The sequence below is a fragment of the Exiguobacterium sp. s36 genome (assembly GCF_018618345.1).
In the GTDB taxonomy this organism is placed as follows: Bacteria; Bacillota; Bacilli; order Exiguobacteriales; family Exiguobacteriaceae; genus Exiguobacterium; species Exiguobacterium chiriqhucha.
Window position 1 is genome coordinate 237462 of the sequence record NZ_JACSLW010000003.1, and the last position, 19461, is coordinate 256922.

Annotated in this window: 21 protein-coding genes and 1 riboswitch; of the genes, 12 read left to right on the top strand and 9 right to left on the bottom strand. The window is 53.0% G+C overall.

The features are described 5' to 3' along the window. Positions 1 to 2: 2 nt before the first annotated feature. On the bottom strand, positions 3 to 740 hold the full coding sequence (locus KNP95_RS09095; RefSeq protein WP_029596292.1) for a (Fe-S)-binding protein: 738 nt from the start codon (positions 738 to 740) through the stop codon (positions 3 to 5). A gap of 238 nt (positions 741 to 978) precedes the next feature. Then, entirely contained in the window at positions 979 to 2268 is a 1290-nt protein-coding gene (locus KNP95_RS09100; protein ID WP_214836759.1) for an NCS2 family permease, read from the bottom strand. A 236-nt stretch (positions 2269 to 2504) separates the two neighbouring features. On the opposite strand from KNP95_RS09100, the gene KNP95_RS09105 reads away from it, so the two are divergent. The 5 genes from KNP95_RS09105 (at position 2505) to KNP95_RS09125 (ending at position 5316) form a co-directional block, all read left to right on the top strand. Next, positions 2505 to 2738, top strand: coding sequence for a hypothetical protein (locus tag KNP95_RS09105; protein WP_029596290.1), 234 nt, complete (start codon positions 2505 to 2507; stop codon positions 2736 to 2738). An 11-nt stretch (positions 2739 to 2749) separates the two neighbouring features. Continuing rightward, positions 2750 to 3709, top strand: a complete 960-nt coding sequence (locus tag KNP95_RS09110; RefSeq protein ID WP_029596289.1) for a LacI family DNA-binding transcriptional regulator — start codon at positions 2750 to 2752, stop codon at positions 3707 to 3709. A gap of 67 nt (positions 3710 to 3776) precedes the next feature. Beyond that, the gene (locus KNP95_RS09115; RefSeq protein WP_029596288.1) at positions 3777 to 4058 is read left to right on the top strand and encodes a HesB/YadR/YfhF family protein; all 282 of its coding nucleotides are present in this window, start codon (positions 3777 to 3779) and stop codon (positions 4056 to 4058) included. A 94-nt stretch (positions 4059 to 4152) separates the two neighbouring features. Then, positions 4153 to 4290, top strand: coding sequence for a hypothetical protein (locus tag KNP95_RS09120; protein ID WP_021068076.1), 138 nt, complete (start codon positions 4153 to 4155; stop codon positions 4288 to 4290). 96 nt (positions 4291 to 4386) lie between these two features. After that, positions 4387 to 5316, top strand: a complete 930-nt coding sequence (locus KNP95_RS09125) for a manganese-dependent inorganic pyrophosphatase (protein ID WP_214718511.1) — start codon at positions 4387 to 4389, stop codon at positions 5314 to 5316. 143 nt (positions 5317 to 5459) lie between these two features. On the opposite strand, the gene KNP95_RS09130 is transcribed toward KNP95_RS09125, so the two are convergent. Genes KNP95_RS09130 through KNP95_RS09140 form a run of 3 tightly spaced genes read right to left on the bottom strand, consistent with a single transcriptional unit; the run spans position 5460 to position 8822 of the window. Continuing rightward, the gene (locus KNP95_RS09130; RefSeq protein WP_214801560.1) at positions 5460 to 6578 is read right to left on the bottom strand and encodes a DUF418 domain-containing protein; all 1119 of its coding nucleotides are present in this window, start codon (positions 6576 to 6578) and stop codon (positions 5460 to 5462) included. A 21-nt stretch (positions 6579 to 6599) separates the two neighbouring features. Then, positions 6600 to 8153: an ABC-F family ATP-binding cassette domain-containing protein gene (locus KNP95_RS09135; RefSeq protein WP_021068083.1), complete on the bottom strand. Its 1554-nt coding sequence runs from the start codon at positions 8151 to 8153 to the stop codon at positions 6600 to 6602. 60 nt (positions 8154 to 8213) lie between these two features. Beyond that, positions 8214 to 8822, bottom strand: coding sequence for an NAD(P)-dependent oxidoreductase (locus KNP95_RS09140; protein WP_214801557.1), 609 nt, complete (start codon positions 8820 to 8822; stop codon positions 8214 to 8216). Positions 8823 to 8953: 131 nt separating this feature from the next. After that, positions 8954 to 9055: riboswitch (purine riboswitch) on the top strand. 77 nt (positions 9056 to 9132) lie between these two features. On the opposite strand from KNP95_RS09140, the gene KNP95_RS09145 reads away from it, so the two are divergent. Genes KNP95_RS09145 through KNP95_RS09160 form a run of 4 tightly spaced genes read left to right on the top strand, consistent with a single transcriptional unit; the run spans position 9133 to position 12087 of the window. Further along, positions 9133 to 9714, top strand: coding sequence for a xanthine phosphoribosyltransferase (locus tag KNP95_RS09145; RefSeq protein WP_214801554.1), 582 nt, complete (start codon positions 9133 to 9135; stop codon positions 9712 to 9714). Further along, positions 9711 to 11015 carry a nucleobase:cation symporter-2 family protein gene (locus KNP95_RS09150; protein ID WP_029596283.1) on the top strand — a complete coding sequence of 435 codons (1305 nt, stop codon included), beginning with the start codon at positions 9711 to 9713 and terminating at the stop codon, positions 11013 to 11015. Before KNP95_RS09145 ends, KNP95_RS09150 begins: the two co-directional genes overlap by 4 nt. A gap of 35 nt (positions 11016 to 11050) precedes the next feature. After that, positions 11051 to 11698 carry an NAD(P)H-binding protein gene (locus KNP95_RS09155; RefSeq protein WP_029596282.1) on the top strand — a complete coding sequence of 216 codons (648 nt, stop codon included), beginning with the start codon at positions 11051 to 11053 and terminating at the stop codon, positions 11696 to 11698. Beyond that, positions 11695 to 12087: an RDD family protein gene (locus KNP95_RS09160; RefSeq protein WP_058765436.1), complete on the top strand. Its 393-nt coding sequence runs from the start codon at positions 11695 to 11697 to the stop codon at positions 12085 to 12087. Before KNP95_RS09155 ends, KNP95_RS09160 begins: the two co-directional genes overlap by 4 nt. A 22-nt stretch (positions 12088 to 12109) precedes the next feature. Here KNP95_RS09160 and KNP95_RS09165 read toward each other — a convergent pair whose 3' ends face one another. Then, entirely contained in the window at positions 12110 to 13375 is a 1266-nt protein-coding gene (locus tag KNP95_RS09165; protein ID WP_029596280.1) for a purine/pyrimidine permease, read from the bottom strand. 75 nt (positions 13376 to 13450) lie between these two features. Here KNP95_RS09165 and KNP95_RS09170 point away from each other — a divergent pair, with 75 nt between their 5' ends. Continuing rightward, positions 13451 to 14155 (top strand): alpha/beta hydrolase, encoded by a 705-nt coding sequence (locus KNP95_RS09170; protein WP_214801551.1) that lies wholly within the window; start codon positions 13451 to 13453, stop codon positions 14153 to 14155. Positions 14156 to 14189: 34 nt separating this feature from the next. Here KNP95_RS09170 and KNP95_RS09175 read toward each other — a convergent pair whose 3' ends face one another. The 3 genes from KNP95_RS09175 to KNP95_RS09185 form a co-directional block, all read right to left on the bottom strand. After that, entirely contained in the window at positions 14190 to 15371 is a 1182-nt protein-coding gene (locus tag KNP95_RS09175) for an MFS transporter (protein ID WP_251136219.1), read from the bottom strand. Between the two features lie 116 nt (positions 15372 to 15487). Further along, complete coding sequence (locus KNP95_RS09180; protein WP_214801545.1) at positions 15488 to 16279, bottom strand: endonuclease/exonuclease/phosphatase family protein; 792 nt, start codon at positions 16277 to 16279, stop codon at positions 15488 to 15490. 52 nt (positions 16280 to 16331) lie between these two features. Then, on the bottom strand, positions 16332 to 17960 hold the full coding sequence (locus tag KNP95_RS09185) for a PTS transporter subunit IIBC (protein WP_058765444.1): 1629 nt from the start codon (positions 17958 to 17960) through the stop codon (positions 16332 to 16334). A gap of 221 nt (positions 17961 to 18181) precedes the next feature. On the opposite strand from KNP95_RS09185, the gene KNP95_RS09190 reads away from it, so the two are divergent. Both KNP95_RS09190 and KNP95_RS09195 read left to right on the top strand, forming a co-directional pair. Beyond that, complete coding sequence (locus tag KNP95_RS09190) at positions 18182 to 18946, top strand: TrmH family RNA methyltransferase (RefSeq protein ID WP_214836762.1); 765 nt, start codon at positions 18182 to 18184, stop codon at positions 18944 to 18946. Continuing rightward, positions 18918 to 19460, top strand: coding sequence for a GNAT family N-acetyltransferase (locus tag KNP95_RS09195; RefSeq protein ID WP_214801540.1), 543 nt, complete (start codon positions 18918 to 18920; stop codon positions 19458 to 19460). Before KNP95_RS09190 ends, KNP95_RS09195 begins: the two co-directional genes overlap by 29 nt. Position 19461: the final 1 nt, after the last annotated feature.

Sequence of the window (19461 nt, forward strand, 5' to 3'; positions counted from 1 at the left end):
GCTCATGCTTGTTTCACCCCTTCGTTCAACACTTCCGCGATATGCATCACTTTGATTGGATGACCTTGTTTATGGAGGCGTCCCCCGATATTCATCAAACACGAGGCGTCCGCCCCGATGAGCACCTCGGCCCCCGAGTTCAAGATCGATTCAACTTTCTCATCGACCATCTGCACCGAGACGTCTGGCATCTTGACGGAGAATGTCCCCCCGAAGCCGCAACAGTTGTGGACATTGTCGAGCGGGAGCATCGTCAAGCCGTCGACATTTTTGAGCAACTGCCCCGGTGCCGCCTCGATGCCGAGCAGGCGCGTCATGTGGCACGAGGCGTGGTACGTCGCCTTGGCGGAGAACTTGGCCCCGACGTCCGTCACTTCGAGCACGTCGACGATGAACTGCGTCAATTCGAACGTCTTCGCCGCATGGGCCTCGGCCCGCATCTTCCAGGCAAGGTCATCTTTGAACAAGTGCGGATAGTCGCGCATCATCATGACACATGAACCGGACGGGCCGACGATATAATCGGCATCGGCCTTCTCGAACGTCTCAATCATATGCTTCGCAATCTTCTTCGTCTCTTCATGGTAGCCGCTGTTATAGGCGGGCTGACCGCAACACGTCTGCTCAAACGGGAAACTGACGTCACAACCTAGATGTTCTAATAGTTCGACCGTCGCTTGTCCTACCGATGGGAACAACGTATCAGAGAGACAAGTGACGAACAGTGCCACTTTAGGCATGTCCATTCCTTCTTTCCTGTTCATAGTTTTATTCGTAAACGGTTTCACAGTTATTATTCCATAACAAACAGCCACAAAACAGAAAAATGGGACGAATCTCTCAAATAAATGTAAAATCCTACCTAATTGAGAACTAAATGATAATGAATCAAGATTCAGGACGGAACTGATATACGACAGTGTTCCCGTGCTGAATAACAGAAAAACCCTCGTCGGTCGACGAGGGCACGAATCTAACTTATAAGAAGAACATTTCCAAAATGAACAGTGCGCCGAACAAGTAGATGAGCGGGTGGACCGTCTCTTTGTTCATCGCTTTGAAGATTGGATACAGGATGAACCCGAAGGCGATCCCGCGTTCGATACTGCCCGAGAGCGGCATGATGAGAATCGTCATGAACGCCGGGAAGTATTCGCTGAAATCGGTCCAGTCGATATAGCGGACGTTCGTCAACATGAGCGCACCGACGATGATGAGCGCCGGCGCCGTGATGGCGGCAACGCCAGAGATGGCACCGATGAGCGGGCTGAAGAATAGGGTGAGTCCGAACAAACCGGCTACGACCGCTGTCGTGAGACCGGTCCGTCCGCCTTGGGCGACACCGGCAGCTGATTCAATGTAAGCCGTCGACGGGCTCGTCCCGACGAGCGAGCCACCCATTGTCGCGAGCGAGTCGGCGAACAAAGCGCGGTGACCGTTCTCAATCGTCCCATCCTCTTTCAACAGGTTGGCCTGTTTTCCGACACCGACGAGTGTTCCCGTCGTATCGAATAACGTGACGAGGAAGAATGACAAGACGGCACCGAACAAGCCGTATTGGATGACGTCTGAGAACGCCGTGAGCGGATTGACCATCAGTCCTTCCGGCAATGTCGGCATCGCCGTCACGCCTTCAATCTTCAACAGACCCATGAAATAGGCGGCGATTCCGGTAAGTACCATCCCGATGAGGAGCGAGCCTGGGACGTTCCGAGAGAACAAGAGCGCCGAGACAATCAAGCCACCGAGGACGAGCAAGACACTCGGCGATGACAAGTCCCCGAGCCGGACAAGGTTCGCCTCATCCGCAACGATGAGACCTGACAACTTCAATCCGAGCGAGGCAATGAACAAACCGATACCGGTCGTGATGGCATGCTTGAGCGACGCTGGAATCGCTTGAATCAGTTTCGTCCGAATCGGTGACAGCGACAAAATCAAGAAGAAGACCGACGAGACGAACACGACGCCGAGCGCGGTTGACGGAGCAATCTGTTGCTGGGCGACGAGTGTATACGCGAAGAATGCGTTCAGTCCCATCCCTGGTGCAACGGCGATTGGGAGGTTGGCGTAGAACGCCATGAGTCCGGTACCAATCAAGATGGCGATGATGGTCGCCGTGAACGCTTGTGCGAACGGGATGCCGGCATCTGACAGAATCGCAGGGTTGACGACGGAGATGTATGCCATCGTCACGAACGTTGTGATGCCGGCCATCACTTCTTGTTTAACGTTCGTCCCATGTTGTTTCAATTGAAAAAAGTTCATGAATAAAACTCCCTATCATTAGTAATTTCCGAACAATAATGTTCGTCAATCTTCGAATTAACGTTATCAACTTGATGACTATACAAAATGAGCTGGCTGTCGTCAATGATTTTGAGTGAAAATACCTGAAATATTCTCATGTAAGCGCTGAATGTTCGGAAATAGACAAAATAAAAATAGTACTTGCTCTGAAACGCGTTTCAGACTGTACGGTTAAGTCAAAGGAGGGAAAGCTCATGAATCCGACAACGTGGAAGACATGGTGTAGTGGGATCGTCTACGAACTCGTCATCAATCAGTTGTATACGCCGCTCGGAAGAATGTTGTGCGCCCGTTTCCAAGACGAGTTTCTTCATCTCTCCGTCGAAGAACGGTTTCGTCTCGTCCAAGCCATCCGGAAACAAGTGATTGCGAAAGGTGACAGTCAGGAGTCAGAGTGGGTACACTATATGCAAAGACTGACAGATTGAGGTGAAGCGGAATGGCGAACATCCGAGATATCGCAAAATATGCGGACGTATCCGTGACGACGGTATCGCGCGTGCTCAATGAGCACCCATACGTGTCGAAAGAGAAGCGGGAACGGGTGCGACGGGCGATGGCCGAACTTGGCTATTTACGGAATCAGCAGGCGCTGACGTTATCGACCGGTCGCACGCAACGCTTTGTCGTCGTGTTGCCGTATTTGGATCATCCGTATTATGGACTGTTCGTCAACGGGCTCGCGAAAGCTGCCCTCCAAAGAGATTATCGACTCGTCATGTGGCAGACAGAATATCAACTCGACCAAGAGCGGCAAGCGCTTGATTTATTGAAGCACCGTGAAGTCGATGGGGCGATTCTGTTATCCCATACGATGTCATTCGATGAGATGGAAACGTATAGACAGTTTGGTCCGATCGCGGTCGCGACCGTCGGAGCGCCGCAGACGATTTCTTCGGTCCACGTCGATCATTACACCGCGTTCGTCGCCGGTTTGCGCGTGTTGGCGCAAGCGGGATATGCCGAAATCGGCATCGTGTTGTCAAGACAAGACAGTCCAAGCTCGATCGCGCGTCAGCAAGCGTACTTCGATGAAGTCGAACTTGCGCGTGAGCGGTGGGTCTGGACCGGTTACTTGACGAGCGAGGACGGAATCGGACTGGCCGATGCGTTTCTACGTCAACAAGAGCGTCCTCGAGCGCTCTTTTTCTCGTCGGATTATGTGGCGCTCGGTTTTTTAGGGGAATTACGCCGTCGCGGTGTCAGCATCCCCGATGAAGTCGCCATCCTGGGCTTCGATGGTCATCCGATCGGTCAGGCATTCGGTCTGTCGACGATGCACTCGCCAAATGAAGACATCGGCCGGACGCTGTTCGACGTGACGTTTGATGAAATGAACGGTGCAGCTTCGGTCACAAACAGTTTAACGGTCACGTATTTGCCGGGGACGACGCTCTAGGCAACTTCCTCGCTCGTCTTTTCTGAAACGATTAGAATGGAGACAGAAGTCGAGAGGAGGATGACAGATGAAGATTAACGTGACAGAAGAAGCACTCCAATTTTTTAAAGATGAAATGGAAGTCGAGGCAGGCCAGACGGTGCGCCTCTTCGCCAAATATGGGGGTTCGACCGATTTGACGCACGGCTTCTCAGTGGGCGTCATCACAGAAGACATCGACAACGCTGTAGTCGAAACGGAAGAGGACGGGATTCGCTTCGTCGTGGCTGAACAGGATGAATGGTTGTTCCAAGGACAAGACGTCAACGTCGAGATCCGTGGCGACGAGGTCGTATTCGTTCAAGCGTGACATCACAGTTTGTTAACAGAAAGAATACATCCGTTTGAAGCCATCCAGCTCGGGGAACAGTCTACGACATGACAAAACCGAAAGGATGAGACAGATGTCAGAACAAGATAAAAAGCGTGAACAAGAAGAACAAGAGAAGTTGAAACGAGACCAACCGGATATTTCGCACGAAGAAGATTCAAAAGGGGATCATTCGGACCTTGAAGAGACGGACGAAGACGAACAAGCGTAAAGAGCCCCTAGTGGCTCTTTTTGTTTGGGAATTGAAAGAATGAGTATAGACGTTATAATGGATAAGGGAAAACTATCATAGTGAGGAGAATGTATGATGAGTACAGTACTAGTCTTTGGACATAAAAATCCAGACACAGATACGATTTGCTCGGCGCTCGCTTACGCGGAGCTCAAGAAAAAGTTAGGGATGGACGCCGAGGCGATCCGCCTCGGTGAAGTGAACGGGGAGACGCAATATGCGCTCGACCACTTCCGCGTCAAAGCACCACGCCTCGTGGAACGCGTCTCGGACGAAGTGAACTCGGTCATCTTGGTCGACCATAACGAGTTCCAACAAAGCGCGGAAGACATCGAGGACGTACGCATCCTCGAAGTCGTCGATCACCACCGTATCGCCAACTTCCAAACAGCAGATGCCCTCTACTATCGGGCGGAGCCTGTCGGATGCACGGCGACGATTTTGCTCAAACTCTATAAAGAGCACGGTGTCGAAATCGCGCCTGACATGGCAGGATTGATGCTATCGGCGATCATCTCGGACTCGCTCTTGTTCAAGTCACCGACATGCACGGACGAGGACATCAAAGCGGCAAAAGAACTCGCAGCTATCTCTGGTACAGATATCGAGACATACGGTCTCGAGATGTTGAAAGCCGGAGCCGACCTTAGCCAAAAGACGATCCCAGAACTCATCTCGCTCGACGCGAAAGAGTTTGCGATGGGCGACTACCGCATCGAGATTGCTCAAGTGAACACGGTCGACGCGAACGATGTATTGAGCCGTAAAGCTGAAGTCGAAGCGGCAATGGCCGTGAAGATATTAGACAAAGAACTCGATTTGTTTGTCTTCGCCATCACGAACATCTTGACGAACGATTCAGAAGCACTCGTTGTCGGTAAGAAGACTGACCTATTCGAGCAGGCGTTCAACGTCAAATTGGTTGATGGCCTTGCGACACTCCCTGGTGTCGTCTCACGTAAAAAACAAATTGTGCCTGTGTTGACTGCTGCAGCCACAAACTAAGAAATGCATGGACGTCCTGTCGATCGACTGGGCGTTCATTTTTTGTTTTATAACGAACAAGGCTCGAAGCGTCTGCTTCGAGCCTTGTTCGCATATATATTGTCAGGATTTCGTAATCACGAACAGCATGAACCGGCGTCCCTCTAGTTGGATTGTCTTCCATATGTTCCGATGCGCCATAACTTCTCGAACGGACCATATCGATGCGATTTGAGCCACCACATCGAGAAGAACGCTTGGGCAATCAAAATTGCGATGCTTAAGAACAATCCTTCCGTCAACGACAGGCGACCGTAGTAGCCGAGGGCGATGACCGGCAGGACGACGACGAGCGTGTGCGTCAAATAGTTCGTCAGCGCCATACGGCCGAGCGCCTGCAGTGGACGAAATGCGCGCCCGTTACGGACGGCAATCGTAAAGAGACAGACGTACGTCGTCGCGAGCAGTTTCCCAGAGACGAGGACAGCCGCAGAGTTCGTCGCCGAATACTCGGCACCGCTACCGTAGTGATGCCAAATAATGACTGCGAAGAACGGTATGGCCGCTATCGTACAGATGATGGCCGTCCGTGTCAATCCTCGGATGCTCCACGTGAGGAGTTTCCGTTCCCGTCCGATATAAAGTCCGAACAAGAACAGGCTTAGAATTTCAACCCCGACAAAAAATGAGTTTTGGAACATGTCAAAAATCTCTTCGTCTAAGCGATAGTCGAACCATGGGCCGAATCCAGAATTAAAGATTGCCGGGAAAGGATCACCACTAAACCTAAATCCGAGCGATAATTCTAAGTACATGGATGAGACATAGAAGAGTAAAAAGCTCCCAATCAACAAACTCCATGCCCATGTCAAAATCGCCCGGTTGCTTAATCCATAAAACAGTGGGAGCAACAAGCCCCACATCGCGTACGTATGTAAGATGTCACCCGACCAAATGGCCAGGTGAACGAGTCCGAATAGAAACAAAATCACGATACGGCGGATATAACGGGCGACCGAGTCCCCGCGCGCATACGAGCGCTCGAGAAAAATCGAGAAGCCGATTCCGAACAAGAGCGAGAAAATCGTGTAAAACTTCGTCTGGACGAACAAATCGAATAGCGTCCGAACGAGTAAATCGCTCCCCGCATAGTCGGCGCGACCGGAAATCCAGTCGCTTCCGAGCATTGTGGGGATGTTGACGAGAAAGATGCCGCATAGGGCAAACCCTCGAATGATGTCATATAGAACGATACGTTCGTTTACTTGAATCGGGCCAGCCATACGCCACTTCCTCTACACGGATTAGAATACTTTTGTCGTCCACGATTCGCAGTTCCAGACGTCGGTGACGATGTCTTGATAGAACTCCGGTTCGTGACTGATGAGTAGGATACTGCCTTTATATTCTTTCAACGCGCGCTTCAACTCTTCCTTTGCGTCGACGTCCAAGTGGTTCGTCGGCTCATCGAGGAGGAGCAAGTTCGATTCGTTGTTTTGGAGCTTACAGAGACGGACCTTCGCCTTCTCTCCACCACTGAGGACCGCGATTTTACTCTCGATATGCTTCGTCATGAGACCGCATTTCGCGAGCATGGCACGGACTTGTTGCTGGTTGAGTGATGGGAACTCGCTCCAAATCTCTTCGATACATGTGTTGTTGCTGACGGCCGCTTCTTGTTCGAAGTACCCAATCTCCAAGAACTCACCGCGTTCGACGGTTCCTTCAAGCGGGTTGATCATGCCAAGAAGGCTCTTCAACAGTGTCGTCTTCCCGATCCCGTTCGCACCGACGAGGGCAATCTTCTGACCGCGCTCCATTTGGAGGTCGAGTGGTCGTGAGAGCGGCTCATCATAACCGATGACGAGATTTTTGGCGTCAAAGATGAGACGACCTGACGTGCGTGCCTGCAAGAACCGGAACTCTGGTTTTGGACGTTCCGCACTCAGTTCGATGACGTCCATCTTATCGAGTTTTTTCTGGCGCGACATCGCCATGTTCCGCGTCGAGACGCGTGCCTTGTTGCGGGCGACGAAGTCTTTCAAGTCGGCGATTTCTGCCTGCTGGCGTTTATAAGCCGATTCAAGCTGCGAGCGTTTCATCTCGTACACTTCCATGAACTTGTCGTAGTCCCCGACATAGCGTGACAAGTCTTGGTTCTCCATATGGTAAACCAAGTTGATGACGCTGTTTAAGAACGGGATATCGTGCGAAATCAAGATGAAGGCGTTGTCGTAGTTCTGGAGATAACGCTTCAACCACTCGATGTGGGCCTCGTCCAAATAGTTGGTCGGCTCATCGAGGAGAAGGATGTCCGGCTTCTCGAGAAGCAATTTCGCGAGCAATACTTTCGTCCGCTGACCACCTGAGAGGTCCGTGACGTCACGGTCGAGTCCGACATCTAAAATACCGAGACCGCGTGCGACTTCTTCGACTTTCGCGTCGATGATATAGAAGTCGTTCGAATCGAGCATTTCCTGCAGTTCGCCGACTTCGGCGAGCATGTCGTCCATCTGTTCAGGCGTCGCATCGCCCATTTCCATGTAGAGCTCACCGATTCGTGTTTCGGTGTCAATCAAGTATTGGAATGCGCTCTTTAACACGTCCCGAATCGTCATCCCACGCTCGAGGACAGCGTGCTGGTCGAGGTAACCGACACGGACGTTTTTCGCCCACTCGATTTTGCCTTCGTCCGGTTGGAGCTTACGTGTGATGATGTTCATGAACGTTGATTTTCCTTCACCGTTCGCTCCGATGAGGCCGATGTGTTCGCCTTTCAATAGACGGAAAGACACGTCGTTCAAAATGGCGCGGTCACCGAAACCGTGGCTCAAGTTTTGTACTGTTAATATACTCATATTTCTTATTCGTTCCCTTCAAAGTTGACTATCCGATATTGTAGCATGGATTCAAAAAAATTAGTACGCCAGTCCGACTGATTGGCGGATGAAGAGTTGGTCTTCAACGGCGTTCAGCATGAACTGGGCGACATCGGCCCGTGAAATCTGTTTTCCGTTGTCTGGAATGCTGTCGATAGACGTTCGATACACCGAGGTCCGGGGACCGTCCGTCAATTGCATCGGCCGCACAATCGTGTAATCGAACGACGAGTTGCGCCATAAATCGACCGCGGCCCGGTGATCACGGAGCGGTTTCCGAAGCATGAACGTGACGACCGTGCCGGCGATACCTGGAATCTCTTTGTCGATTCCGGCCGAGGCGAGATAGACGACCCGACTGATGGCGTTTGCTTTCAGCGCCGGGACGAGTGCGTCGGTGACGCGGGCCAAGAAGTCCGAATCGCTCAAGTCGGTCCCGAGACAGCTGATGACGGCGTCATGACCAGCGAGGGCATCTGTCAAAGCGGCGCTGTCTGTGACGTCGCCTTCGATGATTTCAAGTTGCGGGGTCGGAATCAATTTTTTCTGTTCCCGTACGAAAGCGGTCACATGATGACCATGCTCGATGGCTTGATCGACAAACTGATGACCGGTCCGACCGGTGGCACCTAAAACGAATAGCTTCATAATGGATGTGGCTCCTCTCGTTTTTCCAGTATCTTTAGTATACAGCAGTTTCAGAAAAATCGAACTTTTAGCCGTCTTTTCCAAAACGGGTTGCAATTTATAAAATATCGTCTAGAATAAGTCCTATCTTATATAAATAAAAGATTCGCACTCGTATATCCGTGAGAATATGGCTCACAAGTCTCTACCGAACCACCGTAAATGGTTCGACTACGGGTGACGCTTGTCGTGTGCATTCGTTTTGTTTCCATGCGGTTCGTCGTCCCCGGGTTGGGGTGACGAATCGCATTTTTTTATTGGAGGGAAAACAATGAAGCAATTAGAAGACAAAATCAGAGATGAAGGGCAAGCGTTGTCCGAACACGTATTGAAAGTCGATGCCTTCTTGAACCATCAAGTTGATCCTGTCTTGATGCAGGCGATTGGTCGTGAGTTCGCGGACCGGTTCCGTGACGCGGGAATCGATCGTATCGTCACATTGGAATCGAGCGGAATCGCCCCAGCCATGATGACGGCGCTTGAGATGGACATCCCGTTCGTCTTTGCCCGTAAACGTAAATCACTTACGCTCCAAGACGATCTCGTCGAAGCGGATGTTTACTCGTTCACGAAACAAGAGACGAACCGCATCAGTTTGAGCCGTCGCTTCGTCCAACCTGGGGAGCGCGTGCTCGTCATCGATGACTTCCTCGCCAACGGGGAAGCCGCACTCGGTTTGACGCAACTCGTCGAATCCGCCGGTGCGGTCGTCGCCGGTGTCGGCATCGTCATCGAGAAGTCGTTCCAACCGGGACGGGACAAGTTGCTCGAGCGAGGCTATCAAGTCGAGTCACTAGCCCGAATTGCCAAGCTTGAAGCAGGTGAGATTTCCTTCGTGGAGGTGGTCCGATGAATACGTTTAAGACAGCCAGCCTTGGTTTCCAACACTTACTCGCCATGTACACGGGCGCGGCCATCGTCCCGCTCATCGTCGGTGGTGCCATCGGACTCGGTCCGACGGAACTCGCGTATCTCGTCGCCATCGATTTGTTCATGTGTGGTGTCGCGACGCTGTTGCAAGTCTGGACGACTCGTTTCACCGGTGTCGGTCTGCCAGTCGTACTCGGTTGTACGTTCACCGCGGTCGGTCCGATGATTGCCATCGGTAGTTCGAGCGGCATCACCGCCATCTATGGGGCACTCATCGCGAGCGGAATCATTGTCATCTTAATTTCAGGCTTTGTCGGGAAACTGGCTCGCTTCTTCCCGCCGGTCGTGCTCGGCTCGGTCGTGACGATTATCGGTCTCTCGCTCATCCCAGTCGCTGTCAATGATATCGGCGGTGGGATGCCAGGTGAGCCTGGCTTCGCTTCGATGCAAAACTTGGCGCTCGGTGGCTTGACCATCGGTTTGATTCTCGTCTTGAACCGAATCGGTACCGTGTTCACGCGCGCGGCCGCTGTCTTGTTTGCGGTCTTGATCGGTACAGGGGTCGCCGCGTTCCTCGGTCTCGTCGATTTCAGTCCGGTCCGTGAGGCCGGTTGGTTCCAAATGGTACAACCGTTCTACTTCGGGATGCCGACGTTTGACGTCTCGGCCATCCTCGTCATGACGCTCGTGGCCATCATCTCGATGATTGAATCGACCGGTGTCTTCTTAGCATTGAGCGATATCACGAAAAAACCGATTGGCTCGAACGAGTTGACGAAAGGGTATCGGGCCGAGGGTGTGGCAACGATTCTCGGAGGGATTTTCAACAGCTTCCCGTACACGACGTTCAGTCAAAACGTCGGTCTCGTCCAATTGTCAGGCGTCAAATCACGTCGCGTCATCTTCTGGACGAGCGGTCTGTTGATTTTGCTGGGCTTCTTGCCGAAAGTCGCGACGTTCACGACATTGATCCCGAAACCGGTTCTCGGCGGGGCGATGCTCGTCATGTTCGGCACGGTCGCCGCGTCAGGGATTCGGATTTTGAGCCAAGTTGATTTTGCGAAAAATGAGAACTTGATTACAATCGCCTTGTCGATCGGTGTCGGGCTTGGCATCACGGCCAACCCGGCCATCGTCGCAAATATGCCGGAAGCGGTGCAGTTGTTCACGGACAGTGCCATCGTCGCCGGATCGTTCACTGCCTTGTTATTGAACGGGTTCTTCCGACTCGTCGACCGGTTCCGTCCGGCCGAGGTCGTTGCCGATAACCGGCAAGTCAGCTAGACTGAAAGGAACTACGTAACTAGGGGGGAACAAGCATGGGGAAAACTGCACTTGTCGTTGGCGCCACCGGATTGATTGGACGCGAACTCGTCGAACAGTTGCTCGAACAAGAACGGTATGATCAAGTCTGGATAATCGTCCGCCGCTCGAAACGATGGAGTCATCCGAAACTGCATGAAGTCGTCGGATTCGAAGAGATGGACGAGGCGTTGCCGCACATTGATGACGTCTACTGCGCACTTGGGACGACGATTGCCGTCGCTGGTTCACGTCAGGCGTTCAAACATGTCGATCTCGACTTGCCGCTTGAAGTGGCACGTGTCGCGAAACGACACGGGGCGACACGTTACGCCGTCGTCTCGGCGCAAGGCGCGTCACTTCGGTCACCTTTCTTCTACAACCGGGTGAAAGGGGAGCTCGAGAACGGGCTCAAAGTGTTTGGCTTCGAACACTTGATTATCGCCCGTCCGTCGCTCTTGCTCGGGGATCGAGAGGAGTTCCGTCTCGGCGAGAAAGCAGCCGAGGTCGTCAGCCGTCCGCTCCAACCGTTATTGCTCGATAAATTACCAGATGCTGCACCGATTCAAGCGCTCCATGTGGCGCGCGCGTTGATTATGGCCGCGGAAGAAGGACAAGGCATCGAAGTATTGACGTCTGGCATGATGCAGAGGATGAGCCAATGAACCCATTAACGAAGAAACGGACCAAAGCCGTCTTGATTGACGGTGTCATTGCCGGATTGCTAAGTTTTGGTGTCGAGCAGCTCGTCCGCAAGAAAGTGAAGAGCGAGTTCGTCCACGTCGTCATCACGCCGACACTCATCGCCTACGCGCTCGAGGCATGTCAGATGCGCCGTGGCGGACAGACGCTCGGGTATAAGCTGATGGGTCTCGAGTTGAAAAATGACGATGGGACACCGGTGACGGCCGAGCAGGCGTTCAAACGAGCACTGCACCGCGATACGCGTTCGATTGTCACCTACGTCAAGGACCGCGCACACTTCGAGGCCGAAGACGGTGCCGTCTTGCCGCACGACGCTGCGTTCCATATGCACGTAACCGAAAAAAACTGACCTCACGCGAGGTCAGTTTTTTTTAGTCTTTGATACGGCTGAGGATGGCTGTCGTCAAGGCGACGATTGTTCCGAGGACGAGTCCGTTCGAGAACACGGTCGCCAAGAGCGGCGGCAAATCGTTCATCGCCCCAGGTGGGAGCAACATCGCGCCGGCCCCAATCACAAGTGGAAGACCGACAGTGAGTGACGCCGTCTTTTGGTTCAATTCGAACGCTGCCTCGTTAATCCCGATGATAATCATCGTCGCGATGAGCGGGGTGACGATGGCGTATCCGACGGCGGCTGGGATGCTCGCGATTAGCGAGACGAACGGACCGATGAGGGCGAGCACCATCATCACAGCATGGGCCACGAGATGGGGTGAGCGATGAACGCTCTCCGTCGAGGATAAGAAACCAGCCGTTCCAGAGATGGCGACCGGTCCCGGTGTCCCAAACATGCCCGCCACCATTTGACTGATCCCACTGACGACACCAGATGCCGGGACGTTGCCTTCGATTTGACGCTTCTCACGCGAGCTGACGATGCGTTCAATCAATTTGATATTGGCAAGGACGTTCGTCATGAGAAGGAGCGTGATGACGAACGCAGTCGGAAGCAAGTTCCAATCCCACACCCACGTTCCGAACGGGAACAGTTCAGGAACAAGGAAGAATGACTCGGAACGGACAATCGGGTTGCCGAGTCCGAGCAAGTTGAACAACCAAAATCCGGCGATGAGCGTCATGACGAGTCCATACTGTTTGAACCGGCTACGCTCGAGTGTGAGCGCGAACAACACGAGACCGGCCGTCGCGACGGCTTGAACGATGTTAATGCCGTCCTCGGTCACGCCAAAGCCGCCTTTGATGACGGCACCCGACAGTTGCAGGACGAGCAGAATCATATAGACCCCGAGCACTTGCGGGGTGAACAACGACAGCATCCGTCGCAACAGGCCGGTGACAGTCATGACGACACCGAGCACACCACTTAAGAACAACATGAAACCGAGCGCTTGGAGCGTCTCTTGTCCGCTCCCATAAAGTGCTGGACCGATGGAGGCATAGAGTGTGAACACACCCCACCAAATCCCGGCTGGTCCTTCTAAGATGGGCAGGCGGTGGCCGAGAAGCGTCTGGATGATGCTGAAGAGTGCGAAGACGAACAGTGAACGTGAGATGAACGTCATCGTCTCGCCTGGCGACAGTTCAAATAGGGCAGCGATCGAGAGCGGTGGTACAATGTTTGTAGCTAAAATAAAAATAAACCACTGAATCGTCGTGGTTACAGAACTTTTGGTCATGGTGTCCCCCTGGTATTTCCCTTTTTTAATATTAGTGTACCGTGACGGGGAAGTGGATGCAAATGGAGGTATATAATGAAGAAAAAACTGAAGTGGATTGGCCTCGGCCTATTAGGAGTCATCTTGGTCGCCATCATCGGCTTCCTCGTGTGGACGCAACTGACGTACGGACCGACGGAAGAAGCGCGCGGTTACGCGGCTGAGGCGACGAAAGTGGACAATCGACTCGAGTTCGGGCAGACGGACAGCGAGGTTGGGTTCATCCTGTATCCTGGGGCGAAAGTCGAGAAAGAGGCGTACGCTTACTATGGCACCAGACTGGCAGAGGAAGGTGTCTTCGTCGCCATCCCATCGTTGCGCTTGAATCTCGGGATAGCAGATATCGATGCTGCGGAGACGATTATCGCCGCCCATCCAGACATCGAACGTTGGGTCGTCGGCGGTCATTCACTCGGCGGTTCGGCGGCGTCCGGTTATGCGCTCGAACACGAGGAGCAAGTCGAGGGGGTCATCTTCCTCGCATCGTATCCGATCAGTACGATGGCGGATAGCAATTTGCGTGTTTTGTCCGTCTCCGGGGAGATTGACGGTCTGGCCACACCAGCTGATATCGAGGCGAGCCGTGACAACGTCCCGGATGACGCCGTCTTCTATCAAATCAAAGACGGCAATCACGCCAACTTCGGGATGTACGGCCCGCAAGACGGGGATAACGATAGTCCGCTCAGCGCCAAAGAGCAACTCGACGAGACGATTGACCAAATTATCGAGTGGCTCTAAAAAACAGCGTGCCCACATCATGGGGCACGCTGTTTTAACGTTGGTCGAGCTGATGACTGACCGCGGTCAATAAGGCGGTCACGAGCGCGACGGCGCCGGCGACGAGGGCGAGCGTCATCACGGGTGCGTTGGCATAGACAAGACCACCGAGCGCCGAGCCCATCCCGATGCCGACATTACTTGCGACCGGCATGAGCGATGACGCCAGTCCTTTAGCGTCCGGATTGAACTTCTCGGCCAAGTCGATCAAGTAGATTTGCGTCGATGTCGTCAGTAGAATCGCCATGAACGACATGAGTGCGATATTGATTAGACCGAGCGTCACGTTCGACGTCGTCACATACAAGGCCGCCAAGACGAGCGCTTGGATGAGAAAGACGAACCGGAGACGTCCAATCGGATTATGGCTGGCGATTTTCCCGGCCGCCATATTGCTGAAGATGGAGATGAACCCGTAAGCAAACAGGATTGGGCTAATCCAGGCGACCGGGACGCCGAGTACACCTTTCAAAATCGGGACGAGATACGTATAGACGACGTACGTCGCGCCGAAGCCGAACGCCGGGATGAAGAACGCGATTAAAATCCGCGGGTTCGTCAGTAGGCGCAACTGATCGGCAATCGACGTCTTGACGCTCGTCAACTGACTCGGGACGACACGGTAGACGGCGAAGAGCGCGATGACACCTAAGGCGGTCGTCAACAGGAACGTCGTCTCCCATCCGGCCCGTTGGCCGATGAACGTGCCGAGCGGGACACCGAATACGTTCGCCATCGTAAAGCCACCGAAAATGAACGAGACGGCAATCCCGCGCTTCCCGGTCGGCACTGATTCACTGGCGACGAGCATGGCGAGCGAGATGAGCACACCCGTCACGACGGCGGTCATCATCCGGAGGACGAGCAATATCCCGTACGTTGGAGCGAGGCTACTAAACAAATTGAAGACGATGAACGCAGCGGTGAGTGTGAGCATCAGTTTTCGTTTCGGCAAATGGCTTGTGAACGACATCGTTAGTGGTGTTCCAATAGCGAAGGTGATCGCGAACGCCGAGACGAGCGTTCCGGCCGTGGCAATCGAAATCGATAGGCCATCGGCGATATCGGGTAAAATCCCGACGATGACAAATTCACTCGTGCCGAGCACGAACGTGAGCAAGGCGAGCGATAAGATAAGCGTCCAGTCGGTCCGACTGAGCGATGGGGTAGTCGTCAAAATAAAATCACTTCTTTCGTTCAAGGTTGTTAGACTTCAGTCGTTTTCAACCATACAGGATTTCCACGCAAAGCAAAACCCTTTTCCCTTCCGTGAGGAAAAGAAAAGGGTACCATTTACCGCCAAAATGCCGTTGCTTCGACACCGGCATGATCCGAGACGAGCGGACCGTTCTCGCCATCAAAGACGACGGCATGGCGTGAGACGTGGATCGGGGCGTTCGTCAGCATCAAGTCGATGCGAAGCGCCTGCTTGTTCTCGTCCCAGCCGGCAATCTTGCCTTGGACGGTCGCATCGCCTTCACGCTCGGTCGCCAAATGGAACAAATCTTGGAGACCGTGCTCAATCAAGTAATCGTACCCTTCGCCACGGATGAAGGCGTCGTTATTGAAGTCACCGAGCAGCAAGGCGCGGTCGTCGTCCTCTACGCGGCGCAACAGTTCATCGAGCTGATGGCGCACCGGTTCATCGGCATCATGCCACCAACCGAGGTGACAGGAGTAAATCGCCGTCGGCGCGTCCATGCCGTCCACGACCGCCTTGACGATTTTCCGAGATTTGTAATCGTTCGGGTCGGTCGTCTGGGAGACGAAGAACGATTCGGTCGATACGAACGGGGTGCGCGACAAAATGGCGACGCCTTCTTCGTAGATATCATAGCCATAATGGGCGAAGTCCCACGTCATGTAGTAATCGACGCCTTGCTCTTTCAAACGCTCGACGAGCACATAGGCGAAGTTGTTCTCTCGAATCAAGCCGTCGATGAGCGGGGCTTCTTTATGTTGATTCACTTCTTGGAGTGCGATGATGTCATATTCCTCGCTCGCGATTCGTTCGACGATCGAGTCGATTTTCTCTTGTTGACGGTCCTCTAACCAGGCGTGACAGTTCAGCGTTAAAATATTCACGATAGTCCTCCTTTAGAAAAAACAGGCCAACTCGTACGAGCTGGCCTGTTGATTATGCACCGATGACGTCTTGAATATCTGACTTCAATACGTCGGCTTTCGGGCCGTAGATTGCTTGGACACCGCGGTCTTTCAAGATGAGACCCATGGCGCCGTTCTTTTTCCATTCGCTCTCTTCTGAGACGAGCGACATATCTTTGACTGTGACACGGAGACGCGTCATGCAGGCATCGACGTCCTCGATGTTCTCTTCCCCACCGAGTAGAGCGATAATCCCCATGACCTGTTCGTTGCCTGTCACGTTCGATTTCTCTGTCACTTCTTCCATATAGTTCCCGTTACGACCTGGCGTCGGAAGGTTCATCTTCTTGATGAAGAAGTTGAACACACCGAAGTTCAAGAAGAAGAAGGCAGCCGAGACGAGGAAGAAGTTAATCAAGTCTTGCAAGAGTCCCGCTTTGACAATCATCGGGATGCGTGTGAGCAATTCAATCGCACCGAACGCGTGGACACGAAGGTCGATGACATCTGCTAAAGCGAAGGCGGCACCGGCCATGAGCGCGTAGACGACGTAAAGGACTGGAGCGACGAACATGAACATGAATTCGATTGGTTCTGTGACACCCGTCAAGAAGACGGCGAGACCAGCCGACAAGAACATCGGTTTGTATTGTGCTTTCTTGTCTTCGTCGACGTTGCGGTACATCGCGTAAGCAGCACCGATCAAGGCAGCGAATGACAAGATGACTTGACCGACTTTGAAGCGGGCCGGTACGACGTCAGCAAGCAAGGCGTTGTAAGCGGCTGTATCACCAGCGGCGCGAAGGTTAACGAGGTCAGTGACCCAAGCCAACCAGAGCGGATCTTGACCCGCAACGACCGAACCAGCTGTCGCACCTGTCAAAATCGTGTACGTGCCACCGAGCTCCGTGTAGTTCATCGGCACAGTGAGCATATGGTGAAGGCCGAACGGCAAGAGGAGACGTTCGAGCGCACCGTAGATGAACGGCGCGAGGACTGGTGCCGTGTTGCGTGATGTGGCAATCCATTCACCGAAGCTGTTGAGCGCGCCTTGAATCGTCGGCCAAATGATTGACAACGCGATGGCGGCAACGACCGAACCGAGGATGACGACGAATGGCACGAAGCGCTTCCCGTTGAAGAACGAGAGGGCGTTCGGCAATTTGTTGAAGTTATAGAACTTGTTATAAAGGGCTCCACCGAGGAAACCAGCGATAATCCCGACGAACACGCCCATGTTGAGAGCTGGTGAACCGAGTACAGATGTGAAGTAGTCGGCGACGACAAGGTCGGCTCCGAAGAGAGACTGGACTGTCGCTTCCGGGTCTTGGAGCATCGTTCCATTGACGGCAAAGATGGCGCCTGTGACGCGGTTAATCAAAATGAAGGCGATCAGTGCAGCGAAGGCACCGCCGGCTTTATCTTTCGCCCACGAGCCACCGATGGCGACTGCGAACAAGATATGTAAGTTGACGATGATTCCCCAACCGAGATCTTCAATGATGCGAGCCGTCGTGAGCAAGATGCTGACGTCTCCGGCTGACATGCCAATCAATTTACCGATCGAGATCATGAGACCTGCGGCCGGCATGACGGCGATGACGACCATTAAGGCCTTGCCGAGTTTCTGCCAAAAGTCGAACGAGATGAGTTGTTTCATGTGATACGCTTCCTTCCTATACGGAACTTTTTATCTGTCTATGGCGACTGTCAATGCAATCGCTTGCATAGATGATTGTAATCGATTGCATAACTTTGTGCAACCGTTTTCCTAATTTTCATAGATTTTCATAATTGAAACCAATTTGGCTCGTTTCTCACCTAACTTGTCAGTCGGAACGAATCTCGCTACAATACTAGAGGTTGAAAGGGGCGAGAACGATGGGATGGAGACAGACGACATCGGCATTATCAAAAGAAGAGCAGACGGCCATGCTTGAGGAGTTGTTGCAATCGGGCCTGTTATTAGAAGAAGACCGACTGCTATATAGCATGTTGATGCCAGACCGGGTCAAACGGATGCAAGAAGTGTTGGAGTTACGGACGAACCATATCACGATTTTGACAGAAGGGGTCGATGATCCGCACAATCAGTCGGCCGTGCTCCGTTCGGCGGACGCGTTCGGTGTCCAGACGTTGCACGTTGTCGAAGGGCGGGCTAAGTTCAAACCGAACTCGATTATCGCCAAGAGCGCCGATCGGTGGGTCGACGTGGTCGAACATCCTTCGATCGAGGATGCGATTGATCGGTTGAAGGCGGACGGTTACCAAGTGCTCGCGACGGCACTCAGTGAAGAAGCGGTCCCACTCGAGGATATCGACGTGTCAAAACCGACCGTGCTCTTGTTCGGGAATGAACATCACGGCGTATCGGAACGGGCGCTCGCCAAAGCGGACGGCAATTACTTGATTCCGATGCAAGGATACGTCCAAAGTTTGAACATCTCGGTCGCTGCCGCCATCTCGTTGTACGATGTGACGACGCGGGCGCGCCACGTCGTGACGGAAGGCTATGGACTGAAGGCGAAAGACAAGCAACGCATCTTAAAAAATTGGATGGTGAAGAGCCTTCCGAAGCGGTCGCTCGGCATGTATAAGCAAAAAGGTTTGACCGCTTTTGCGCGCGAGACAGGAAAAACGGAGTAAACGGCGAAAGGTACAGGCGTACGAACAACTTGTCCATATTCGGAAAGGGGATGGAAAGATGAGTACGACCAGTTCATTTATCGTGAAAGATGTGACGACGCATTTCAAAGACTATGAAGAGGAATTCTTTAACCTGTACCGAACGCTTTACGGGGACATCGATCAACTGCGTTTTAAAGAACGGCTGTATCGCCATGCGAACCCGCTCGTGTTGCTTGCGTTTTCAGACGAGCGTCTCGTCGGGTTCAAAATCGGTTACGAGGCCGAGCCATATCGCTTCTATAGCTGGGCCGGCGGCGTCCACCCTGAGTTTCAAAAGCATGGCATCGGCCGCAAGCTGATGGATACGCAACTCGAGTGGGTGAAAGCGCAAGGGTTCCATTCGATTCGAACGAAAGCCCGTAACACGAACAAAGGGGTCATCATCTTGAACCTGTTGTGTGGCTACGACATCATGGGGGCGTATACAGAGGATAACGAGCCTCGCATCATGATGGAGAAACAATTGAACTGAC